19 protein-coding genes and 1 tRNA gene are annotated in these 18,287 nt (G+C 67.5%); 17 read left to right on the forward strand and 3 right to left on the reverse strand.

Going from position 1 to position 18,287, the window contains the following annotated elements; all coding sequences use genetic code 11:
- The first annotated feature begins 3 nt into the window (after window positions 1-3).
- The 6 genes from ccoO to SB816_RS27945 all read left to right on the forward strand — a co-directional run bounded on the left by ccoO (window position 4) and on the right by SB816_RS27945 (window position 3,938).
- A complete protein-coding gene (gene ccoO / locus SB816_RS27920) occupies window positions 4-732 on the forward strand; it encodes a cytochrome-c oxidase, cbb3-type subunit II (RefSeq protein WP_054503208.1) in 729 nt (242 codons plus the stop codon).
- Window positions 732-908 (forward strand): cbb3-type cytochrome oxidase subunit 3, encoded by a 177-nt coding sequence (locus tag SB816_RS27925; protein WP_080977556.1) that lies wholly within the window; start codon window positions 732-734, stop codon window positions 906-908. The genes ccoO and SB816_RS27925 overlap by 1 nt, the downstream gene beginning before the upstream one ends.
- Window positions 905-1,858, forward strand: a complete 954-nt coding sequence (ccoP, locus tag SB816_RS27930) for a cytochrome-c oxidase, cbb3-type subunit III (RefSeq protein WP_054503207.1) — start codon at window positions 905-907, stop codon at window positions 1,856-1,858. Before SB816_RS27925 ends, ccoP begins: the two co-directional genes overlap by 4 nt.
- 74 nt (window positions 1,859-1,932) lie before the next feature.
- Window positions 1,933-3,423, forward strand: a complete 1,491-nt coding sequence (ccoG, locus tag SB816_RS27935; RefSeq protein WP_410547830.1) for a cytochrome c oxidase accessory protein CcoG — start codon at window positions 1,933-1,935, stop codon at window positions 3,421-3,423.
- Between the two features lie 22 nt (window positions 3,424-3,445).
- Entirely contained in the window at window positions 3,446-3,682 is a 237-nt protein-coding gene (locus tag SB816_RS27940; protein ID WP_054503205.1) for a FixH family protein, read from the forward strand.
- A gap of 19 nt (window positions 3,683-3,701) precedes the next feature.
- Window positions 3,702-3,938 carry a hypothetical protein gene (locus tag SB816_RS27945; protein WP_026383281.1) on the forward strand — a complete coding sequence of 79 codons (237 nt, stop codon included), beginning with the start codon at window positions 3,702-3,704 and terminating at the stop codon, window positions 3,936-3,938.
- 392 nt (window positions 3,939-4,330) lie between these two features.
- Here SB816_RS27945 and SB816_RS27950 read toward each other — a convergent pair whose 3' ends face one another.
- The gene (locus SB816_RS27950; RefSeq protein ID WP_054503204.1) at window positions 4,331-5,257 is read right to left on the reverse strand and encodes a LysR family transcriptional regulator; all 927 of its coding nucleotides are present in this window, start codon (window positions 5,255-5,257) and stop codon (window positions 4,331-4,333) included.
- A 120-nt stretch (window positions 5,258-5,377) separates the two neighbouring features.
- Between SB816_RS27950 and SB816_RS27955 the strand changes: the two genes are divergently transcribed.
- From SB816_RS27955 to SB816_RS27970, 4 genes are read left to right on the forward strand one after another with little or no spacing between them, the layout of a single operon-like run.
- A complete protein-coding gene (locus tag SB816_RS27955; RefSeq protein ID WP_410547831.1) occupies window positions 5,378-6,352 on the forward strand; it encodes a Bug family tripartite tricarboxylate transporter substrate binding protein in 975 nt (324 codons plus the stop codon).
- 8 nt (window positions 6,353-6,360) lie between these two features.
- Window positions 6,361-7,401, forward strand: coding sequence for a 4-hydroxythreonine-4-phosphate dehydrogenase PdxA (locus SB816_RS27960; protein ID WP_054503202.1), 1,041 nt, complete (start codon window positions 6,361-6,363; stop codon window positions 7,399-7,401).
- Window positions 7,402-7,458: 57 nt separating this feature from the next.
- Window positions 7,459-8,631, forward strand: a complete 1,173-nt coding sequence (locus tag SB816_RS27965; protein ID WP_070781012.1) for an L-rhamnonate dehydratase — start codon at window positions 7,459-7,461, stop codon at window positions 8,629-8,631.
- Window positions 8,632-8,636: 5 nt separating this feature from the next.
- Window positions 8,637-9,572 (forward strand): dihydrodipicolinate synthase family protein, encoded by a 936-nt coding sequence (locus tag SB816_RS27970; RefSeq protein ID WP_410547832.1) that lies wholly within the window; start codon window positions 8,637-8,639, stop codon window positions 9,570-9,572.
- A 28-nt stretch (window positions 9,573-9,600) separates the two neighbouring features.
- Here SB816_RS27970 and SB816_RS27975 read toward each other — a convergent pair whose 3' ends face one another.
- The gene (locus SB816_RS27975; RefSeq protein ID WP_395756861.1) at window positions 9,601-10,884 is read right to left on the reverse strand and encodes a phospholipase A; all 1,284 of its coding nucleotides are present in this window, start codon (window positions 10,882-10,884) and stop codon (window positions 9,601-9,603) included.
- Between the two features lie 149 nt (window positions 10,885-11,033).
- A complete protein-coding gene (locus SB816_RS27980) occupies window positions 11,034-12,536 on the reverse strand; it encodes an aldehyde dehydrogenase family protein (RefSeq protein ID WP_410547833.1) in 1,503 nt (500 codons plus the stop codon).
- 127 nt (window positions 12,537-12,663) lie between these two features.
- Here SB816_RS27980 and SB816_RS27985 point away from each other — a divergent pair, with 127 nt between their 5' ends.
- The 7 genes from SB816_RS27985 (at window position 12,664) to SB816_RS28015 (ending at window position 17,961) form a co-directional block, all read left to right on the forward strand.
- On the forward strand, window positions 12,664-13,419 hold the full coding sequence (locus SB816_RS27985) for an amino acid ABC transporter ATP-binding protein (protein WP_410547834.1): 756 nt from the start codon (window positions 12,664-12,666) through the stop codon (window positions 13,417-13,419).
- Window positions 13,420-13,624: 205 nt separating this feature from the next.
- Window positions 13,625-14,416, forward strand: a complete 792-nt coding sequence (locus tag SB816_RS27990; protein WP_343718970.1) for an ABC transporter substrate-binding protein — start codon at window positions 13,625-13,627, stop codon at window positions 14,414-14,416.
- A 37-nt stretch (window positions 14,417-14,453) separates the two neighbouring features.
- Entirely contained in the window at window positions 14,454-15,146 is a 693-nt protein-coding gene (locus SB816_RS27995) for an amino acid ABC transporter permease (protein WP_054503196.1), read from the forward strand.
- Window positions 15,147-15,148: 2 nt separating this feature from the next.
- Window positions 15,149-15,838, forward strand: coding sequence for an amino acid ABC transporter permease (locus SB816_RS28000; protein ID WP_049072792.1), 690 nt, complete (start codon window positions 15,149-15,151; stop codon window positions 15,836-15,838).
- Between the two features lie 47 nt (window positions 15,839-15,885).
- The gene (locus SB816_RS28005; protein WP_410547835.1) at window positions 15,886-17,178 is read left to right on the forward strand and encodes an NAD(P)/FAD-dependent oxidoreductase; all 1,293 of its coding nucleotides are present in this window, start codon (window positions 15,886-15,888) and stop codon (window positions 17,176-17,178) included.
- Between the two features lie 12 nt (window positions 17,179-17,190).
- Complete coding sequence (locus SB816_RS28010; protein ID WP_049072794.1) at window positions 17,191-17,775, forward strand: helix-turn-helix domain-containing protein; 585 nt, start codon at window positions 17,191-17,193, stop codon at window positions 17,773-17,775.
- Window positions 17,776-17,884: 109 nt separating this feature from the next.
- Window positions 17,885-17,961, forward strand: a tRNA-Arg gene (locus tag SB816_RS28015).
- Window positions 17,962-18,287: the final 326 nt, after the last annotated feature.

Here is an 18,287-nt window from a genome sequence, read left to right on the forward strand (position 1 = left end):
ATCATGGCCAACAAGCAACAAGGCTTTTTCTCTCACCAGACACTCGAGAAGAACATCGGCTGGATGATCATCGCCAGCATTCTGGTGGTGTCCTTCGCCGGCCTGGTGCAGATCGTGCCGCTGTTTTTCCAGCACAGCACCACGCAGCCGGTGGCGGGGGTCGAACCCTACAGCCCGCTGCGCCTGATGGGGCGCGACGTCTACATCCGCGAAGGCTGTGTCGGCTGCCACTCGCAGCAGGTGCGCCTGCTGGCCGCCGAAGTGCAGCGCTACGGCTCGTACTCGCTGGCCTCGGAGTCGGTGTTCGACCATCCCTTCCTGTGGGGCTCCAAGCGCACCGGCCCGGATCTGGCGCGCGTGGGCGAGCGTTATTCCGACGACTGGCACCGCATCCACCTGCGCAATCCGCGCCAGGTGGTGCCGGAATCCAACATGCCGGCCTATCCGTGGCTGGAAAAGACCGTGATCACCGGCCAGAACGTCGAGCAGCGCATGCGCGCGCTGCGCGCCCTGGGCGTGCCCTACACCGACGAGGAGATCGCCGCGGCGCCCAAGGCCATCGAGGGCAAGACCGAAGAGGACGCGCTGGTGGCCTACCTGCAGGGGCTGGGCGTGGGCGTGCGCAAGGCGCAGCAGGCCAAAAAGGCGGAAGAAGCCAAGAAGGCCGAAGAAGCCCGCAAGGCCGCGCAGCCGGCGCCCGCCGCTGCGCAACCCGCGGCGTCGGGAGGCTGATCATGGCTTTGCTGAGCGCAATCGTCACCGCCATTTCGATGGCAACCTTTTTCGGCATCGTCTGGTGGGCCTGCTCGCGCGGCCGCCAGCATGCCAACAGCGAATCGGCCATGCTGCCGTTCGCGCTGCCCGATGAGTTCGGGCCGGCACAACAAGATGGAGCGGATCGGTCATGAGCGATTTCGTCAATGGCTTCTGGGGGTATTTCATCTCGATCGTCGCCGTGGGCGGCGTGGTGTGGTGTGTGTGGCTGCTGTACACGCAGCGCCGCTGGCTCAAAACCAAGCCGGCCAACGGCCAGGTCGAGGACACGGGCCACGTCTGGGACGGCGACCTCACCGAACTGAACAACCCGGTGCCCGGCTGGTGGACCTGGATGTACCTGCTGGCCTGCGCCTTCGCGCTGGGCTACCTGTTCTTCATGCCGGGCCTGGGTTCGTACAAGGGCCAATTGGGCTACAGCAGCGCCAACGAGGTGGCGCAGCAACAGGCCAAAATGGCCGAGGCCGTGCGCCCGATCTACGCGCGTTTCGAGACCATGACGGTGCCGCAGATCGCCGCGGATCCGGGCGCCCGTGAAATCGGCCAGCGCCTGTTCCTGAACACCTGCTCGCAGTGCCATGGTTCGGACGCCAAGGGCGGCCCCAGCTTCCCCAACCTGACCGACAGCGACTGGCTGCACGGCGGCTCGCCCGAGGCCATCATGCAGACCATCACCCATGGCCGCATCGGCGTGATGCCGCCCTGGAAAGCCGCCATCGACCCCAAGACCGCCGGCGACATCGCGCAGTACGTGCGTTCGCTGTCGGGCCTGACGGCCGACCCGGTCCGGGTGTTCCGCGGCAAGCGCGAGTTCGCCAATTTCTGCGTGGCCTGTCACGGTGTCGACGGCAAGGGCAACCAGGCGCTGGGCGCGCCCAACCTTACCGATGACGTCTGGCTCTATGGCAGTTCGGAAGCCACCATCGTCAAGACCATCCTGGATGGGCGCGAAAACCGCATGCCGGCGCACGGCGACATCCTGACCCCGGAACAGATCAAGATCCTGACGGCATGGGTCTGGGGCCTGTCGAACAAGCCGGACGCGCAACCGCAACCGGCCTCGGCCGCCGCCTCGGCCAACTAGGCATCGCCACATAGGTGGGGGCGCGCCGCGACGGCAGCCCCCATATCGCATGGACTTACCGCACGGAGCAGCACATGGATGATGGGTCAACCGCAAGCGTCAGCAGTCCGCCTGGCGGCGACCCGCCGCCCTGGCGGCCGCACGTGCGGCCGCCGCGTCCTGGCCAGGAAACGCTGGAGCAGACCCTGGCCGACGTGCGCGGCAAGATCTATCCGCGCTCGGTCAGCGGCATTTTCGCGCGCTGGCGCATCGCCTTCGTCTTCCTCACCCAACTGATCTTCTACGGCCTGCCGTGGCTGCAATGGAACGGCCGCCAGGCGGTGCTGTTCGACCTGGGCGCGCGCAAGTTCTACCTGTTCGGCCTGGTGCTGTGGCCGCAGGACGTGGTCTACCTGGCGGTGCTGCTGGTGATCTCGGCGCTGGCGCTGTTCCTGTTCACCGCGGTGGCGGGGCGGCTGTTCTGCGGCTACGCCTGTCCGCAGACGGTCTACACCGAGATCTTCATGTGGATCGAGCGCAAGGTCGAAGGCGACCGCGTCGCCCGCATCCGCCTGGATGAATCGCCCTGGACCTGGCGCAAGGCGCGCCTGAAGGTCACCAAGCACTTCCTGTGGATCGCGCTGGCCTGGTGGACGGGCTCCACCTTCATCGGCTACTTCGCGCCGATCCGCGAGCTGGGCCACGAGCTGTTCACGCTGCAGCTTGGGCCGTGGCAGTGGTTCTGGATGGTGTTCTACGGCTTCGCCACCTGGGGCAATGCCGGCTTCATGCGCGAGTCGGTCTGCAAGTACATGTGCCCGTACGCGCGCTTCCAGAGCGTGATGGTCGATCCCGATACCTTCGTCGTGACCTATGACAAGCGCCGCGGCGATCCGCGCGGCGGCCGTTCGCGCAAGGTCGACCACAAGGCCGCGGGACTGGGCGACTGTGTCGATTGCAGCCTGTGCGTGCAGGTCTGTCCGACCGGCATCGACATCCGCGAGGGCCTGCAATACATGTGCATTGGCTGCGGCGCCTGTATCGATGCCTGCGAGCAGGTGATGGACAAGATGCAGTATCCGTCCGGGCTGATCCGCTACACGTCCGAGCGCGCCATGCTGGACGGGCTGTCGACGCAAAGCGCGCGCTCGCACCTGTTGCGGCCGCGGGTGCTGGTCTACGGCTCGCTGATCCTGGTGCTGGCGGTGGCGTTCGTGACCTCGCTGGCGATGCGCAACCCGCTGCGGGTGGACGTGATCCGCGATCGCGGCGCGCTGGGTCGAGAGGTGGCGGGCGGCATGATCGAGAACGTGTACCGGCTGCAGATCATCAATACCTCGGATTCGCGGCTGCGGCTGCGGCTGTCGGCCGACGGCATGCCTGGGCTGGCGGTGCGCGCCGGGCAAAGCGAGTCGGACGTGGTGGACGTGGAGCCGGCGGCCAACAAGCTGGTGCCGATGGTGATCCGCGCCCCGGCCGGCGCCGAGCCGGGCGCGCACCCGATCACGCTGCGGGCCCGCGCCCACGATCAGGAGAACCGGCCGGTCGAGACCGATGAAGCCGCGAGTTTTTATGTCCCCGAGTGATTCCGAATAAAGGATGCCGACGATGAATACTGCCCATGTAGCCGCGCCGATGCCGGTGAAACCCTGGTACCGCGAATTCTGGCCCTGGTTCCTGATGGCGGGGCCGTTCCTGGCGGTGATCGGTTGCGCCATCACGATCTACCTGGCCTATACGCAGTTCGCCAATCAGCCGATCCAGGAAGGCGTGGTCAAGCGCGGCCTGGTGATCGAGCCGGCGGACACGGTGCCGACGCCGCCGCCCGCGATCGGCGTTCGTTGACGATTCCCGGAGGCGCGGCATGGGGTTGAGATCGCTGATGTGGATACTGTGGCCGTCGTTCCTGGCGGCGGCCGTGGGCAGCGCGATTGTCTTTGCGCTGATCGATCCGTTGGACGTGGCGGTGTTCGGGTATGTGCCGACGGGGCGGGTGGGGTTTTATACGGTGTCGTTCTTTTTGCTTTGGGGGATGGCGGGGGCGTCGAGTGCGTTGACGGCTTATTTGATGCCTAAGGTGGAGGAGGATCCGGATCTTTAGGTGGGTTTTTTGGGGTGCTTCGTGGGGGCGTTGTTGGGGATTCGCTTCGTAGGTCGCCCCTCGCGGCGGGCGAGTCGGTGGCGGGCGCCCACGATTGCGGTCCGGAGCGTTCGCTCCGGACTGCCCCGTTGTCATCCTCGTCCTCGCCTTCGGCGACTCCTTCGGATTCCCTCGGGCGCATCGAGGTTGCCCGCCACCGACTCGCCCGCCGCGAGGGGCTGCGAGCGTCTTGGAGTGTCGCGTTGTCAGATCGGCGGGGGCATGGAGAGGTTTGCGGGGCCCGCCCCAGGTCGGCCGCGCGGGCGGCCTTTTGGGGCTTACGCGGTGTGTTGCGTCGGGGCGGTGTTGGGGTGTTGGCGGCTGGTGGTATTTGTCCTGGGTGTGATGCGTCTTTATTCCGTGTCGTGCAGCAGGTCCACGAAGTGCCTGGCCGGCGCGCTTAGCGGGCGGTCCTTGGGGATGATGCTGCCGAAGGCGGTCAGGGTGTGCTGGAGTTGGTAGGGGATGATGGCGAGCAGGCCGTGGCGGGCGTAGCGGCTGGCGACGGAGTCGGGGATGACGCCGAGCATGTCGGACTTCATGGCCAGGTTGGTGGTGGTGAGGATCGAGGCGGACTCGATCAGGCCCTTGGGCAGGGCGGTGTCGTGGGCGCGGAATTCCTGTTCCAGGACGTCGCGCATGGGGCTGCCGTGGGGTTGCAGGATCCAGGGGTAGGCCTGCAGCGCGTCGAAGCCGATGCGCTTGCGGCGGGTCAGGGGATGGTCGACGGCGGCGATGACGGACAGGGCCTCGTCGCCGATGGGGCGGAAGACGTAATGGCGTTCGGACAGGGTCAGCATGCGGCCGATGACGACGTCGAGTTTGCCCTCGTTCAGCCGTTCGATCAGCAGGTCGCTGGTGCCGGTGGAGATCTCCACGGCCAGTAGCGGATAGGTCTGTTTCAGGCGCAGCAGGGCGTCGGTCAGGTGGCCCGGCGAGGCGGCCATGATGCTGCCGATGAAAAGTTTGCCGGCGCTGCCCAGGCGCAATTCCTCCAGCTCGCGCGCCAGCGACGAGACCGTGCCGCGCATGCCGCGGAAATACCCCATCACGCATTCCCCGGCGGCGGTCAGCGCCAGGCCGCGGCCGACCCGTTCGAACAGCGGCTGGCCGATGGCCAGTTCCAGTTCGTGCAGCATCTTGCTGGCGGCGGACTGGGTCATGTTGAGCTGGGCGGCGGCGGCGCGCAGGGTGCCGCGTTCCTCGATGGCCAGCAGCAGCACGATCTGCCGCATGCGCAGGCGCGACAGCAGCGCGGGGACGTTCGGGACGCGTTCCATGATTGATCGCCTGTAGTGAACGGTTGGTGCAAAAGTTTCATTTTACGGAAACAGCGGTTGTTTCTAAGATGCAGGCATAACAAAGCCCGCTACGGGCCATAAGCCCCCAAGGAGACAACCATGAAGACTCGGCTTTATGCCGCATTGGCGGCGGGCGTGCTGTGCCTGTCCGCCGCCGCACCCGCCCCGGCGCAGAGCGCCGATTGGCCGACCCGGCCGCTGCGCCTGCTGGTGGGCTCGGCCCCCGGCGGCGGCACCGACGCGATGGCGCGCGCCGTGGCCGACAAGCTTGGGCCGATGCTCAAGCAGACCGTGGTGGTGGAGAACAAGCCGGGCGCGTCCAACACGCTGGCGGCGGACCTGGCGGCCAAGTCGGGCGACGGCCATACCATGGTGATGGGCGTGTCCACCGCGCATGCGATCGCGCCGCACCTGCTCAAGCTGGGCTACGACAACGACCGCGACCTGACGCCGGTAGTGTTCGTGGGCGCGGTGCCGAACATCCTGGTGGTCAACAACCAGTTGCCGGCGCAATCGGTGCAGGAGCTGATCGCGCTGCTCAAGCGCAAGCCGGGCGAATACAACTTCGCCAGCAGTGGCTCGGGCAGCACCCAGCACATCGCCGCCGAGCTGTTCAAGGACGCCACCGGCGTGCAGATGACGCACATTCCCTATCGCGGCAGCGGCCCGGCCATGGTCGACCTGATGGGCGGCCAGGTGCAGATCGCCTTCGAGACCGCGTCCTCCGTCATCCCGCACATCAAGAGCGGCAAGGTGCGCGCGCTGGCGGTGCTGAGCGCCAAGCGCAATCCGCAGTTGCCCGATGTGCCGACCATGGCCGAGGCCGGCGTCAGCGGCGTCGAGATGAGCGCCTGGTACGGCATCTACATGCCCAGCGGCACGCCGGCGGCGGTGCAGCAGCGCGTGCATGACTCGGTCAATGCGGTATTGGCCATTCCCGAGACCCAGACGCGCCTGCAGGCGATCGGCGCCGACATCAATCCGATGAGCCAGGCGCAATTCTCGCAGTTTCACCAGGCCGAGAACCAGCGCTACGCCGGCATCATCAAGAAGAACCATATCTCCGTGGAATGAAGCACAGCATGAGCAACGACCGCAACGCCGCCAAACCCGTCATCGCCCTCACGCTGGGCGATCCCGCCGGCATCGGCCCCGAACTGATCGCGCGCCTGTTGGCGCGGCCCGAGGCGGCGCAACTGGCCAACATCGTGCTGGTGGGCGATGAATGGTTGTGGCGCGAAGGCCAGCGGGTGGCCGGGGTGCAGGTGGCCACGCGGGCCGTGGCCGGCTTCGACGCCGTGCGGACGCGGCCGGATACCGGCGTGCCGGCGTGGCTGGCGATGGATACCGTGCGGCGCGAGGACGTCAACCTGGGCCAGGCGCAGGCGCCCGGCGGCGCCTCGGTGCTGCGGGTGCTAAACGCCTGCATGGACGCGGCGCTGGCCGGCCACATCGACGCCATCTGCTTCGCGCCGCTGAACAAGCACGCGATGAAGCAGGGCGGCCTGCGCCACGATGACGAGTTGCACCACTTCGCGCAGTACCTGGGCGTGACGGGCTACTTCTGCGAGTTCAACACGCTGGGCGAGCTGTGGACCTCGCGCGTGTCCTCGCACATTCCGCTCAAGGACGCCGCCGCCGCGCTCAGCATCGACGGCATCAAGGCCGCCACGCGGCTGATCTACCAGTCGCTGCAGGCCAACGGCGTGGCCGCGCCGCGGGTGGCGGTGGCGGCGTTCAATCCGCATGGCGGCGATGGCGGCACCTGCGGGCGCGAAGAGGTCGACATCATCGCCCCGGCCGTGCGCCAACTGAACCAGGAAGGGCTGCCGGTGCAGGGCCCGTTCCCGGCCGACACCATCTTCCTGAAGGCGCAGGCGGGCGAGTTCCAGGCCATCGTCACCATGTACCACGACCAGGGCCAGATCGCGATCAAGCTGCTGGGCTTCTCGCGCGGCGTGACGGTGCAGGGCGGCCTGCCGATCCCGATCACCACGCCGGCCCACGGCACCGCCTACGACATCGCCGGCCAGGGACGCGCCAGCGTCGACGCCACCTGGCAGGCTTTCCGCATCGCCTGCCGCATGGGCCTGTCGCACCGCGCCGCGCGCGCGGCGGCCTGAGGCGGCCTTTCCTTCCGATTCATCGCATCGTTCGATCCATTTTTTGCAGGAATCCCCATGAAGATCAAATCCGTCCGCGCGCGCGTCTTTGAATGGACCGGCAAGACCGTGCCGCCGCAAGGTAACTTCTGCTCCAACGCCATGGACCTGCTGTATTCGCCGCAGGAAACCATGAGCACCTTCCGCTTCCATGGCTGGACCGTGGTCGAGGTCGAGACCGACGACGGCATCGTCGGGCTGGGCAACGTGGCGCTGGCGCCGCGGGTGGCCAAGGCCATCATCGACCAGTACCTGGCGCCGCTGGTGATCGGCCAGGACCCGTGGGACTACGAATACCTGTGGCAGCGCATGTACCGCGCCACCCATGCCTGGGGCCGCAAGGGCGTGACCATGGCGGCGATCTCGGGCGTGGACCTGGCGATCTGGGACATCCTGGGCAAGTCGGTCGGCAAGCCGGTCTTCAAGCTGCTGGGCGGGCGCACCAAGGAGAAGATTCCGGTCTATTACTCCAAGCTCTACCGCACTGATCTCAAGGCCATGCAGGAAGAGGCCCAGACCTACCTGGACCAGGGCTTCACCGCCTTCAAGATGCGCTTCGGCTACGGCCCGGCGCACCTGCAGCGCGGCGTGTCGGAGAACCTGAAGTCGGTCGAGGCGGTGCGCGAGGTGATCGGCTACGACACCGACCTGATGCTCGAATGCTACATGGGCTGGAACCTGGAATACGCCAAGCGCATGCTGCCCAAGCTGGAGAAGTTCGAGCCGCGCTGGCTGGAGGAACCGGTCATCGCCGACGACATCGACGGCTATGCCGAACTGAACCAGCTCACCTCGATCCCGATCTCGGGCGGCGAGCACGAGTTCTCGCTGTATGGCTTCAAGCAACTGCTGGACCGCAAGGCGGTGTCGGTGGTGCAGTACGACACCAACCGCGTCGGCGGCATCACCGCCGCCCACAAGATCAATGCCCTGTGCGAAGCCTACAGCGTGCCGGTCATCCCGCACGCCGGCCAGATGCACAACTACCACCTGACCATGAGCACGCTGGCCTCGCCCATGAGCGAGTACTTCCCGATGTTCGACGTGGAAGTGGGCAATGAACTCTTCTACTACATCTTCGACGGCGAGCCGGTGGCCAGGGAAGGCTTCATCGACCTGGACGACAACAAGCCGGGCCTGGGCCTGAGCCTGAAGACCGAATACCTGAAAGACTTCAACATCATCGAGTGAGCGCCATGATCACGACGACTGTGCCGGCGCCGCGCTATCGCGGCATCTTTCCGGTGGTGCCCACCATCTTCACCGAAGCGGGCGAGCTGGACCTGGCGGGCCAGAAGCGCGCCGTCGATTTCATGATCGACAGCGGCGTGGACGGCCTGTGCATCCTGGCCAACTTCTCCGAGCAGTTCTCGCTGTCGGACGACGAGCGCGAGGTGCTGACACGCACGTTGCTGGAGCACGTGGCCGGCCGGGTGCCGGTGATCGTCACCACCACGCACTACGGCACCCGGGTGTGCGCGGCGCGCAGCCGCCGGGCGCAGGCGCAGGGCGCGGCCATGGTGATGATCATGCCGCCGTACCACGGGGCCACCATCCGCGTTTCCGAGGAGCAGGTGATCGGGTTCTTCCAGCAGGTGTCGGACGCCATCGACATCCCCATCATGATCCAGGACGCGCCGGTCGCCGGCACGCCGCTGCCCGCCGCGCTGCTGGCGCGCATGGCGCGCGAGATCCCGCAGGTGTCGTACTTCAAGATCGAGACCGCCGGCGCGGCCAGCAAGCTGCGCGACCTGATCGCGCTGGGCGGCGCGGCGGTGGAAGGGCCGTGGGATGGCGAAGAGGCCATCACGCTGCTGCCGGACCTGGACGCCGGCGCCACCGGCTCCATGACGGGCGGCGGTTTCGCCGACGGCATCCGGCCGATCATCGAGGCGCATCGCGCAGGCCGCGCCGACGACGCCTACCGCCTGTATGAGCGCTGGCTGCCGCTCATCAACTACGAGAACCGCCAGGGCGGCATCCTGACCGCCAAGGCGCTGATGAAGGCCGGCGGCGTGATCGCCTGCGACGCGCCGCGCCATCCGTTCCCGGCCATGCGGCCGGAAGTGCGGCAGGGCCTGCTGGACGTGGCGCGGCGGCTGGATCCGCTGGTGCTGCGCTGGGCGCGCTAAGGCGCCCGGCCGGGGACGGGCGCGGGCGTCAAGGCACCAGCGACAAGCCGATGCGGAACTGCGATTCGTTGCGCTGGTTGTAGCCCAGCAGCGTTTCGCCGTAGCCGTTGAAGTACTGCAGGTGCAGGTAGCCGTTCATGTTCAGCCAGGTGCGCTGCAGCGGCCAGGCGAAGTCGAGCTGCGTGGTGCGGCGGCGCTGGTCGCCCTGGCGGTACATGGCCGAGACCACCGCGCCGTTGTCCTGCGCCCAGCGCAGGTTCCAGTCGACGCGGCCGGCATAGTCGGCGTAGTCGGAGTTCTCGCTGGCCACGCCGAAGTAGGCCTTGACCTTGGGCGCGAAGGTCAGCGTGCTGCCGCCGTCGAAGCGGTAGTTGAACTGCGGCTGGATGTAGGCGTCGTTGACCGAGCGCGAGTCGTCGCCGGCCTTGCCGTTGGAGTTGTGCTCGACGCCGGTGTTCATGCCCAGACGCCAATTCTGGTTCGCCGACTGCCACATGTTGTCGGACAGCCAGAACAGGCTGGGGTTGAAGGTGGTGTCGATGAAGGGCATGGAATCGCCCTGCAGGTCCCACAGCGAGGTCTGGGTGTAGCCCAGGTAGAAATTCTCGCCCCAGGTCGCCGGGCGGTTGCCGGACGGGCTGAACAGGCGGTACTTGGCGCTGATCTGGAAGCGCGCGGTGGTCTGGCCGCGGGTGCCGATGTCGAAGTACACCGGCTTGTATTCCGAGATCGCGCTGCGGAAATGATCGAAGGCCGATTGCTGGTAGGACGAGACGGCCACGGTGTCCGGCGCCGGTCCGCCCTCGGGCGACGCGCCGGCCGCTGTGACCACTGCCGGCGGCACGGGCTGGCCGGTGCGCGGATCGACCACGGGGCCTTGCGCGGGCGTGCTGGCCAGCGTGCCGCTGTCGCGGCCGGTGGCGTCCAGCGCCATCATCGCCGGCTGGCCTTCGATGGCGATCGCCTGCAAGCCGCGCGCCGTGGCGGGCACGACGGCCGTCCACGCCATCCGCGCGAAATTGTTGACCGGCACGCTGTAATTAGCCTTGTCGCCCTGCAGCTTGGCCAGGCTGCGCACGATCTGGCCGTCCTGGCCGCGCCATTGCAGCACCAGCTCTGGCGGGGCCTCCCAGGTGGCGCGGGCATTGCCTTCGTTGAAATACACCGCTTCGATGGTGACGGTGTCGCCGGGGGCGGCCGAAGGACGGTCGAGCCGGTAGGATACGCCGGCGGCGGCGGTGCCGGCCAGGCCCAGCGCCAGGGCGGCGGTCAGGGTGCGCAGGGGAAGGGCGATGCGTCGGGACGAAGTCATGGGAGGCGGGTGGAATCTGTGACGATGCAATGTAGCATCGGCCCGGCCTACATTTTGTAAGCCAGGCTAATCGGATGTAGGACTTGCAACATGGGCGAGGCCCGCGCATCGCCGGCGACGCGCGGGCCTCATGTCACCCGCCTTGCGGCCTATTCGCCGAACTTGATGCCCTGCGCCAGCGGCAGGTTGCGCGAGTAGTTGATGGTGTTGGTGGCGCGGCGCATGTAGTTGCGCCAGGCGTCCGAGCCCGACTCGCGGCCGCCGCCGGTTTCCTTTTCCCCGCCGAAGGCGCCGCCGATCTCGGCGCCCGAGGTGCCGATGTTGACGTTGGCGATGCCGCAGTCGGACCCCGCGGCCGACAGGAAGGTCTCGGCCTCGCGCAGGTCGTTGGTGAAGATGGCCGACGACAGGCCCTGCGGCACGCCGTTCTGCAGCGCCAGCGCCTGGTTGAAGTCGCTGTAGCGCATCACGTACAGGATCGGCGCGAAGGTCTCGTGGCAGACCACGTCGGTCTGGCCCGGCATCTCGGCGATGGCGGGGCGCACGTACCAGGCGTCCGGGTACTGGTCGGCCAGCACGCGTTCGCCGCCGGTGACCTTGCCGCCCTGTTCGCCGGCGGCCTTGAGCGCGGCCTGCATGGCGTCGAACGAGGCGCGGTCGATCAGCGGACCGACCAGGTTCTTGCCGTCCAGCGGGTTGCCGATGGGCGCGCTGGCGTAGGCCTTGTGCAGGCGTTGCAGCAGATCGTCGGCCACGCTTTCGTGCACGATCAGGCGGCGCGTGGTGGTGCAGCGCTGGCCGGCGGTGCCGATGGCGCCGAAGACGATGCCGCGCGCGGCCATGTCCAGGTCGGCGGTGGGGCCGACGATGATGGCGTTGTTGCCGCCCAGTTCCAGCAGCACGCGGCCGAAGCGTTGCGCCACGCGCGGGCCCACCTGGCGGCCCATGCGGGTCGAGCCGGTGGCCGACACCAGCGCCACGGTGTGCGAATCCACCAGCGCCTCGCCGATGTCCCGGCCGCCGATCAGCACTTCCGACAGGCCGGCCGGCGCGTCGCCAAAGCGCTGCAGCGCCTGCGCGAACAGCGCCTGGCAGGCCAGCGCCGTCAGCGGCGTCTTTTCCGACGGCTTCCAGACCACCGCGTTGCCGCACACCAGCGCCAGCGCGGCGTTCCACGACCACACCGCCACCGGGAAGTTGAAGGCGCTGATGACGCCCACCACGCCCAGCGGATGCCAGGTTTCCATCATGCGGTGGCCGGGGCGCTCGGAGGCGATGGTCAGGCCGTACAGTTGGCGCGACAGGCCCACGGCGAAGTCGCAGATGTCGATCATTTCCTGGACCTCGCCTTCGCCCTCGGCCAGGATCTTGCCGGCTTCCAGGCTGACCAGGCGGCCCAGTTCGCGCTTGTGCTGGCGCAGCACTTCGCCGAACAGGCGCAGCAGCTCGCCGCGGCGCGGCGCCGGCACGTCGCGCCAGGCCAGGCTGGCCTGGCGGGCGCGGGTGATGGCCGCGTGGGCCTGCGCCACCGTGTGCTCGTGGACCTGGGCCAGCTCGGTGCCGTCGATCGGGCTGCGGGCGACGAGCGTGCCGCCGGTCAGGGTCGCGGGGTTGAGGCCGAGTGCGCGCAGGATGTCTTGGGGCGTGTCCATACCGGTTCCTTGGAGATGCCGGCGAAGGGGCGAGCCTTCGCTTAAGGGTTATGCCTAAGTGGCGATTCTGGAAATAAATTTACTATACGAAACTCCAGCGCGAAATGCGAAACCTTTTTTGAAGGCGATGCGCGTGTCAGAACCCCTGCTGCTAGTCGAGTCGGTCACCAAGACCTACCAGCGCGAAGGCCAGCCCGATCATCTGGCGCTGGCGGGCATCGACTGCCGCCTGGAGCGTGGCGAGGTGCTGGTGGTGGTGGGGCCGTCGGGCTCGGGCAAGAGCACCTTCCTGCGCACCCTCAACGGGCTGGAGCGCATCGACAGCGGCACCATCCGCGTCGATGGCGTCTCGCTGACCGACCCGGCCACCGACGTCAACCGCTGGCGCACCGAGGTCGGCATGGTGTTCCAGCACTTCAACCTGTTCCAGCATCGCACCGCGCTCGACAATGTGGCCCTGCCGCAACGCGTGGTGCGCGGCCGCGACCGCGCCCAGGCCGAGCTCTACGCCCTGGAACTGCTGGACCGGGTCGGCATGGCCGACTTCGGCCCGCGCTATCCCAGCCAGTTGTCCGGCGGCCAGCAGCAGCGCGTGGCGATCGCCCGCGCCCTGGCGATGGACCCGAAACTGATGCTGTTCGACGAGGCCACCTCGGCGCTCGACCCGGAAACCGTTGGCGGCATCCTGGAATTGATGCGCGCGCTGGCGCGCGACGGCATGACCATGGCGGTGGTGACGCACGAGATGGGCTTTGCCCGCGACGTGGGCGACCGCGCCCTGTTCATGGACGCCGGCCGCGTCGTCGAGTCCGGCACGCCGGCTGAAGTCTTCGGCCAGCCGAAAGAGGCGCGCACCCGGGCTTTCCTGGAAAAGATCCTGTAGCGGGCCGGCGGCGCCGTCGGCGCCGGCCCGCATGGCCGTTCGTATTTGCGCATCACGCAGTCTTCGCTTCACGCAGCACGCCGCATCCGCATCACGCAGCAATCGCAGTACGCAGCAAGCAGGGCCGGCCCGGCCTGACCGGGCGCCGCCGGCACCAGGTGTACGCCCGGAACGACACATGTCATCCATCTTGAAGGGGAAGCAAATGCTGAAAATCAAACAATGGCTGGGCGCCGCCGGCGTCGCGCTGGCCGTTACCGCGATGGCGCAGCCTGCCCGCGCCGACGAACTGTCGGACATCATCAAGCGCGGCGAGCTGCGGGTGGCGGTGCAGACCTCCGGCCCGCTGATGAGCTTCATGGACAAGAGCGGCAAGCGCACCGGCCTGGCGGTCGAAGTCGCCAAGCGCATGGCCGACGACCTGGGCGTCAAGCTGGTGCTGCAGGACTACGAGTGGAAGGGCCTGATCCCGGCGCTGCTGTCCGGCAAGGCCGACATGGTGGCCGCCGACATGACGCCGACGCCGCAGCGCGCCGCCCAGGTGCTGTTCTCGGCGCCCATGTTCTACGCCGACACCGTGGCCGTGGTGCCCAAGGACTCGCCCTACAAGTCGTATGCGGAACTGGACAAGGACGGGGTGACCGTCGGCGCGCTGGGCGCCAGCACCTACGCCGAGGTCGGCAAGAAGATGCTGCCCAAGGCCACCCTCAAGGAATTCTCCGGCGGCAGCGCGCCGGTCGGCCAGGCGCTGTCCTCCGGCCGCCTGGACGCCGGCATCATGTCGCTGTCCACCGCCAACCAGTTCCTGGTGGACTTCGGCAACCTGCGGGTGCTGGACGGCATCATGGTGCGCGAACCGCTGGCCTTCGCCGTCGGCCCCAATGCCTTCCGCCTGAAGTTCTGGCTCGACAACTGGCAGACGCTCAAGACCGCCGACAACACATTGCCGGAACAGGTCAAGTACTGGTATTCGACCGAATGGAAGAAAGACCACTGATCGCGCGCCTTCGCCACCACCGACCGACAGGACCCGCATGGACTGGCTGATCGACTACTACAACTGGCGCATCGTCAGCCAGTACACGGGCCAGTTCGCCACCGGCCTGGCCAATACCCTGATCGCGGCCGGCGCCAGCCTGGTGCTGTCGGTGCTGGCTGGCGTGCCGCTGGCGCTGGCGCGCATGTCGCCGCGCGCCGCGGTCTGGCGGCCGGTGGCGGGCTACGTGCAGTTCATCCGCTCGACCCCGCTGCTGGTGCAGATCTACCTGGTGTATTACGCCGTGCCGATGCTGGTGCCCGGCGCCAAGGGCTGGAGCGAGATGCTGCTGGGCATCCTGGCGATGACGCTGCACCACGCCGCCTACATGAGCGAGATCATCCGCGTCGGCATCGAGTCGGTGCCGCGCGGCCAGATCGAAGGCGCCAAGGCCTGCGGCATGAACTACCACCAGCGCCTGCGCTACGTGGTGCTGCCGCAGGCCTTCGCCAACACGCTGCCGCCGCTGCTGGGACAGACCGCGGTGTTGATCAAGGACACCTCGCTGCTGTCGCTGATCACGGTGTTCGAACTGGTGGCCGCGGGCGTGCAGATGAACAGCGACCGTATCGTGCCTACCGAGAGCTTCCTGACCATCGCCGCCGGCTACCTGCTGATCTACGCCGTGATGCTGATGCTGTCGCGGGGCGTGAGCCTGTGGCTGGCCGGTCCGGCCTGGAACGCGAGGTAAGCATGCTGGATTCCTACCTGTCCACCGCCGGCGTCGTGCTGCCGTTCCTGCTCAAGGGCTTCTGGGAGACGCTCAAGATCTCGTTCCTGGCGATCATTGCCGGCTCGCTGCTGGGCTTCGTGATCGGCGTGATCCGCAGCTACCGCATCCGTGGCCTGCATCAACTGCTGGGGCTGTACATCCACGTGCTGCGCGGCACGCCGTTCCTGGTGCAGCTCTATATCTTCTATTTCGTGCTGCCCAGCACCGGCATCGAGCTGCTGCACTGGGACTCGGGCACGGCGGCGTTCGTGTCGCTGTCGGTCTACACATCCTGCTATGTGGCAGAGATCGTCACCGGCGCCATCCGCGCCGTGCCGCGCGGCCAGACCGAGGGCGCCATGACGCTGGGCCTGCGGCCCTTGCAGATCCTGAGGCTGGTGATCCTGCCGCAGGCCATGCGTTTGATCGTGCAGCCCATGAGCGGCGTCTACGTCATGCTGATCAAGAGCACCGCCATCCTGTCGGTGGTCGGCATCACCGAGCTGACGCGGCAGGGCGAGGTCTTCATCATCACCTTCCCGGCGAAATCGCTGTTCATCTACGGCATGATCGCCGCCATCTATTTCCTGTACTGCTACCCGCTGCTGCGCCTGGCCACCTGGCTGGAGAAGCGCCTGACCGGCGGGCTGCAGGGCGCCGGGCTGAACTAGGCCCGCCCACACCGACGAGAGTCCCGCACGGGCCCTGACCCACGACCATGGCTACCGAGTACATCGACACCTATTACAAGCGCACGCTGGGCGATGCGCAGACCTGCTACCCGCCGCTGGCGGGCGCGGCCGAGACCGACGTCTGCGTCGTCGGCGGCGGGCTGGCCGGCCTGACCACCGCGCTGGAACTGGCCCGCCGCGGCCGCGCCGTGACGCTGCTGGAGGGGCGCCGTGTCGCCTGGGGCGCCTCGGGCCGCAACGGCGGCTCGGTGTCGCCGGCGTTCTCGGCGGGCGCCGACGCCATCCGCAAGCACGTCGACGAGGATCACTACCGCCAACTGTACCGGCTGTCGATGGAGGGCGTGGAGATCATCCGCGACAACATCCGCGACCTGAGCATCGATGACGCCCACAAGGTCGACGGCCGCCTGCGGGTGGTGCGCTACGAGGCCAGCGACGCGCTGCGGCGTTATTGCGAGGACCAGTGGCGCGACTTCGGCCGCGACGTGCGGCTATTGAACCGCGCCGAGGTGCGCGAGCGGCTGGTATCCGACGTCTACTTCCAGGGCATCGAGGATCTGTCCTCGTTCCACTTCCATCCGCTGAACTACGCCCGCGCCCTGGCGCGCGAGTGCGCGCGGCTGGGGGTGCGCATCCACGAGGATTCCTCGGTCACCCAGGCCCGCCTGGAAGGGGCCGCCAAGCAATTGCGCACCGCCGCTGGCGAGATCAACGCGCGCACCGTGGTGCTGGCCACCGGCGGCTATACCGATGGGGTGGTGCCGGCGTTGCGGCGCGCCATGCTGCCGATCGCCACCTACATCATGCTGACCGAGCCGCTGGGCGAACGGGTGCGCGAAGCCATCCGCACCCAGGCCGCCATCGGCGACGACCGCCGCGCCGGCAACTACTACCGGGTACTGGAAGGCGGACGCATCGGCTGGGGCAGTAGAATCACCACCCGTGTCGACGATCCGCCCGACCTGGCCGAGTCCCTGCGCCGCGAATTGCTCAGCGTCTATCCCCAGTTGCAGGGGTTGCGCGTCGAGACCGCGTGGTCCGGGCGCATGGCCTACGCGCGGCACCTGATGCCGCAGATCGGCAGGCTGGCGCCCGACGTCTGGTATTGCACGGCCTTTGGCGGGCACGGCATGAACACCACCGCCATCGGCGGCCGTGTCGTGGCCGAAGGGATCTCCGGTGACAGCCAGCGTTACCGGCTGTTCGAGCCCTTCGGACTGGCGTGGAACGGCGGGGCGCTGGGCACGGCGGCGGTTCAACTCACATATTGGTCTTACCAGGCGCGCGATTGGTGGCGGGAGCGGCAGTCGCGGGCATGACAGGGTGTACAGATGCAAGGCAACAAACAGAGCGTGTTGGCACAACGGCTGCGAGCCCTGCGCCAGGCGCGCGATTGGACGCTCAAGCAGGCGGCGCAGGCCACCGGCGTGTCCACCTCCACGCTCTCGAAAATCGAGAACGGCCTGCTCTCGCCCACCTATGACAACCTGATCAAGATCGCCGCCGGCCTGGAGCTGGACGTGGCCGAACTGTTCACCGCGTCGGACGCCCACATGGGCACCGGCCGCCGCAGCCTCAGCCGCCAGGGCGAGGGCCGCCAGTACGAAACCCCGTATTACGACCACCGCCTGCTCTGTACCGCGCTGTCGCACAAGCGCATGATGCCGTTCCATACCCGCGTCAAGGCGCGCTCCTTCGATGAATTCCAGGACTGGAGCCGGCATGGCGGGGAGGAGTTCGTCTACGTGCTGGAGGGCGAGGTCGAGCTGTACACCGAGTTCTACGAACCGGCTCGGCTGAAGGCGGGCGAAAGCTTCTATATCGACAGCCGCATGGGCCACCGGGTGATCAGCCTGAGCAAGCAGGACGCGCTGGTGCTGTGGGTGTCCACCCACGCCGATTTGGGCGAGGAATGAACCGTTCCCGCGACTGATAAACCGGAGCACGTGGTCCGGCGGCGCCACGGGCCGTCCGCAACAGGGTAAAATGCGCCGCCCGGACCGGTTCCGGGCAGTCACACACCGCGCGGCAGTAGCTCAGCTGGATAGAGCACGGGCCTTCTAAGCCCGGGGTCGGGGGTTCGAGCCCCTCCTGCCGCGCCAGGATCATCCGTAGTATCAAGCGCTTACGCCGGGCTGCGGGTCGCTAACATGGCAATTATTAGAATGATTGAGCCGACGTTAGCACTTACTCGGTAGCGTAAGCACGTCTGACGCCCGCCTGTCATTGTGTCGATGGCTTGCCGCCGTGTTGGCGTGCGTGGCCCATCGCACGCGGTAACGACAAATCCGGGCCTATAGCGGCCGGTTGTAGCGCCACCAAGGCCGCGCCCGTCACGGTTGATGGTCGAACAGCGTTCCCAGGAAGCGGATAAGGGCAGCGAACATGGTCGGCCTCCATATATGTCGTTGAGAAAATTGGGAAAGTC

The sequence above is a fragment of the Achromobacter sp. SIMBA_011 genome (assembly GCF_046535435.1).
GTDB classification, from domain to species: domain Bacteria; phylum Pseudomonadota; class Gammaproteobacteria; order Burkholderiales; family Burkholderiaceae_B; genus Achromobacter; species Achromobacter dolens.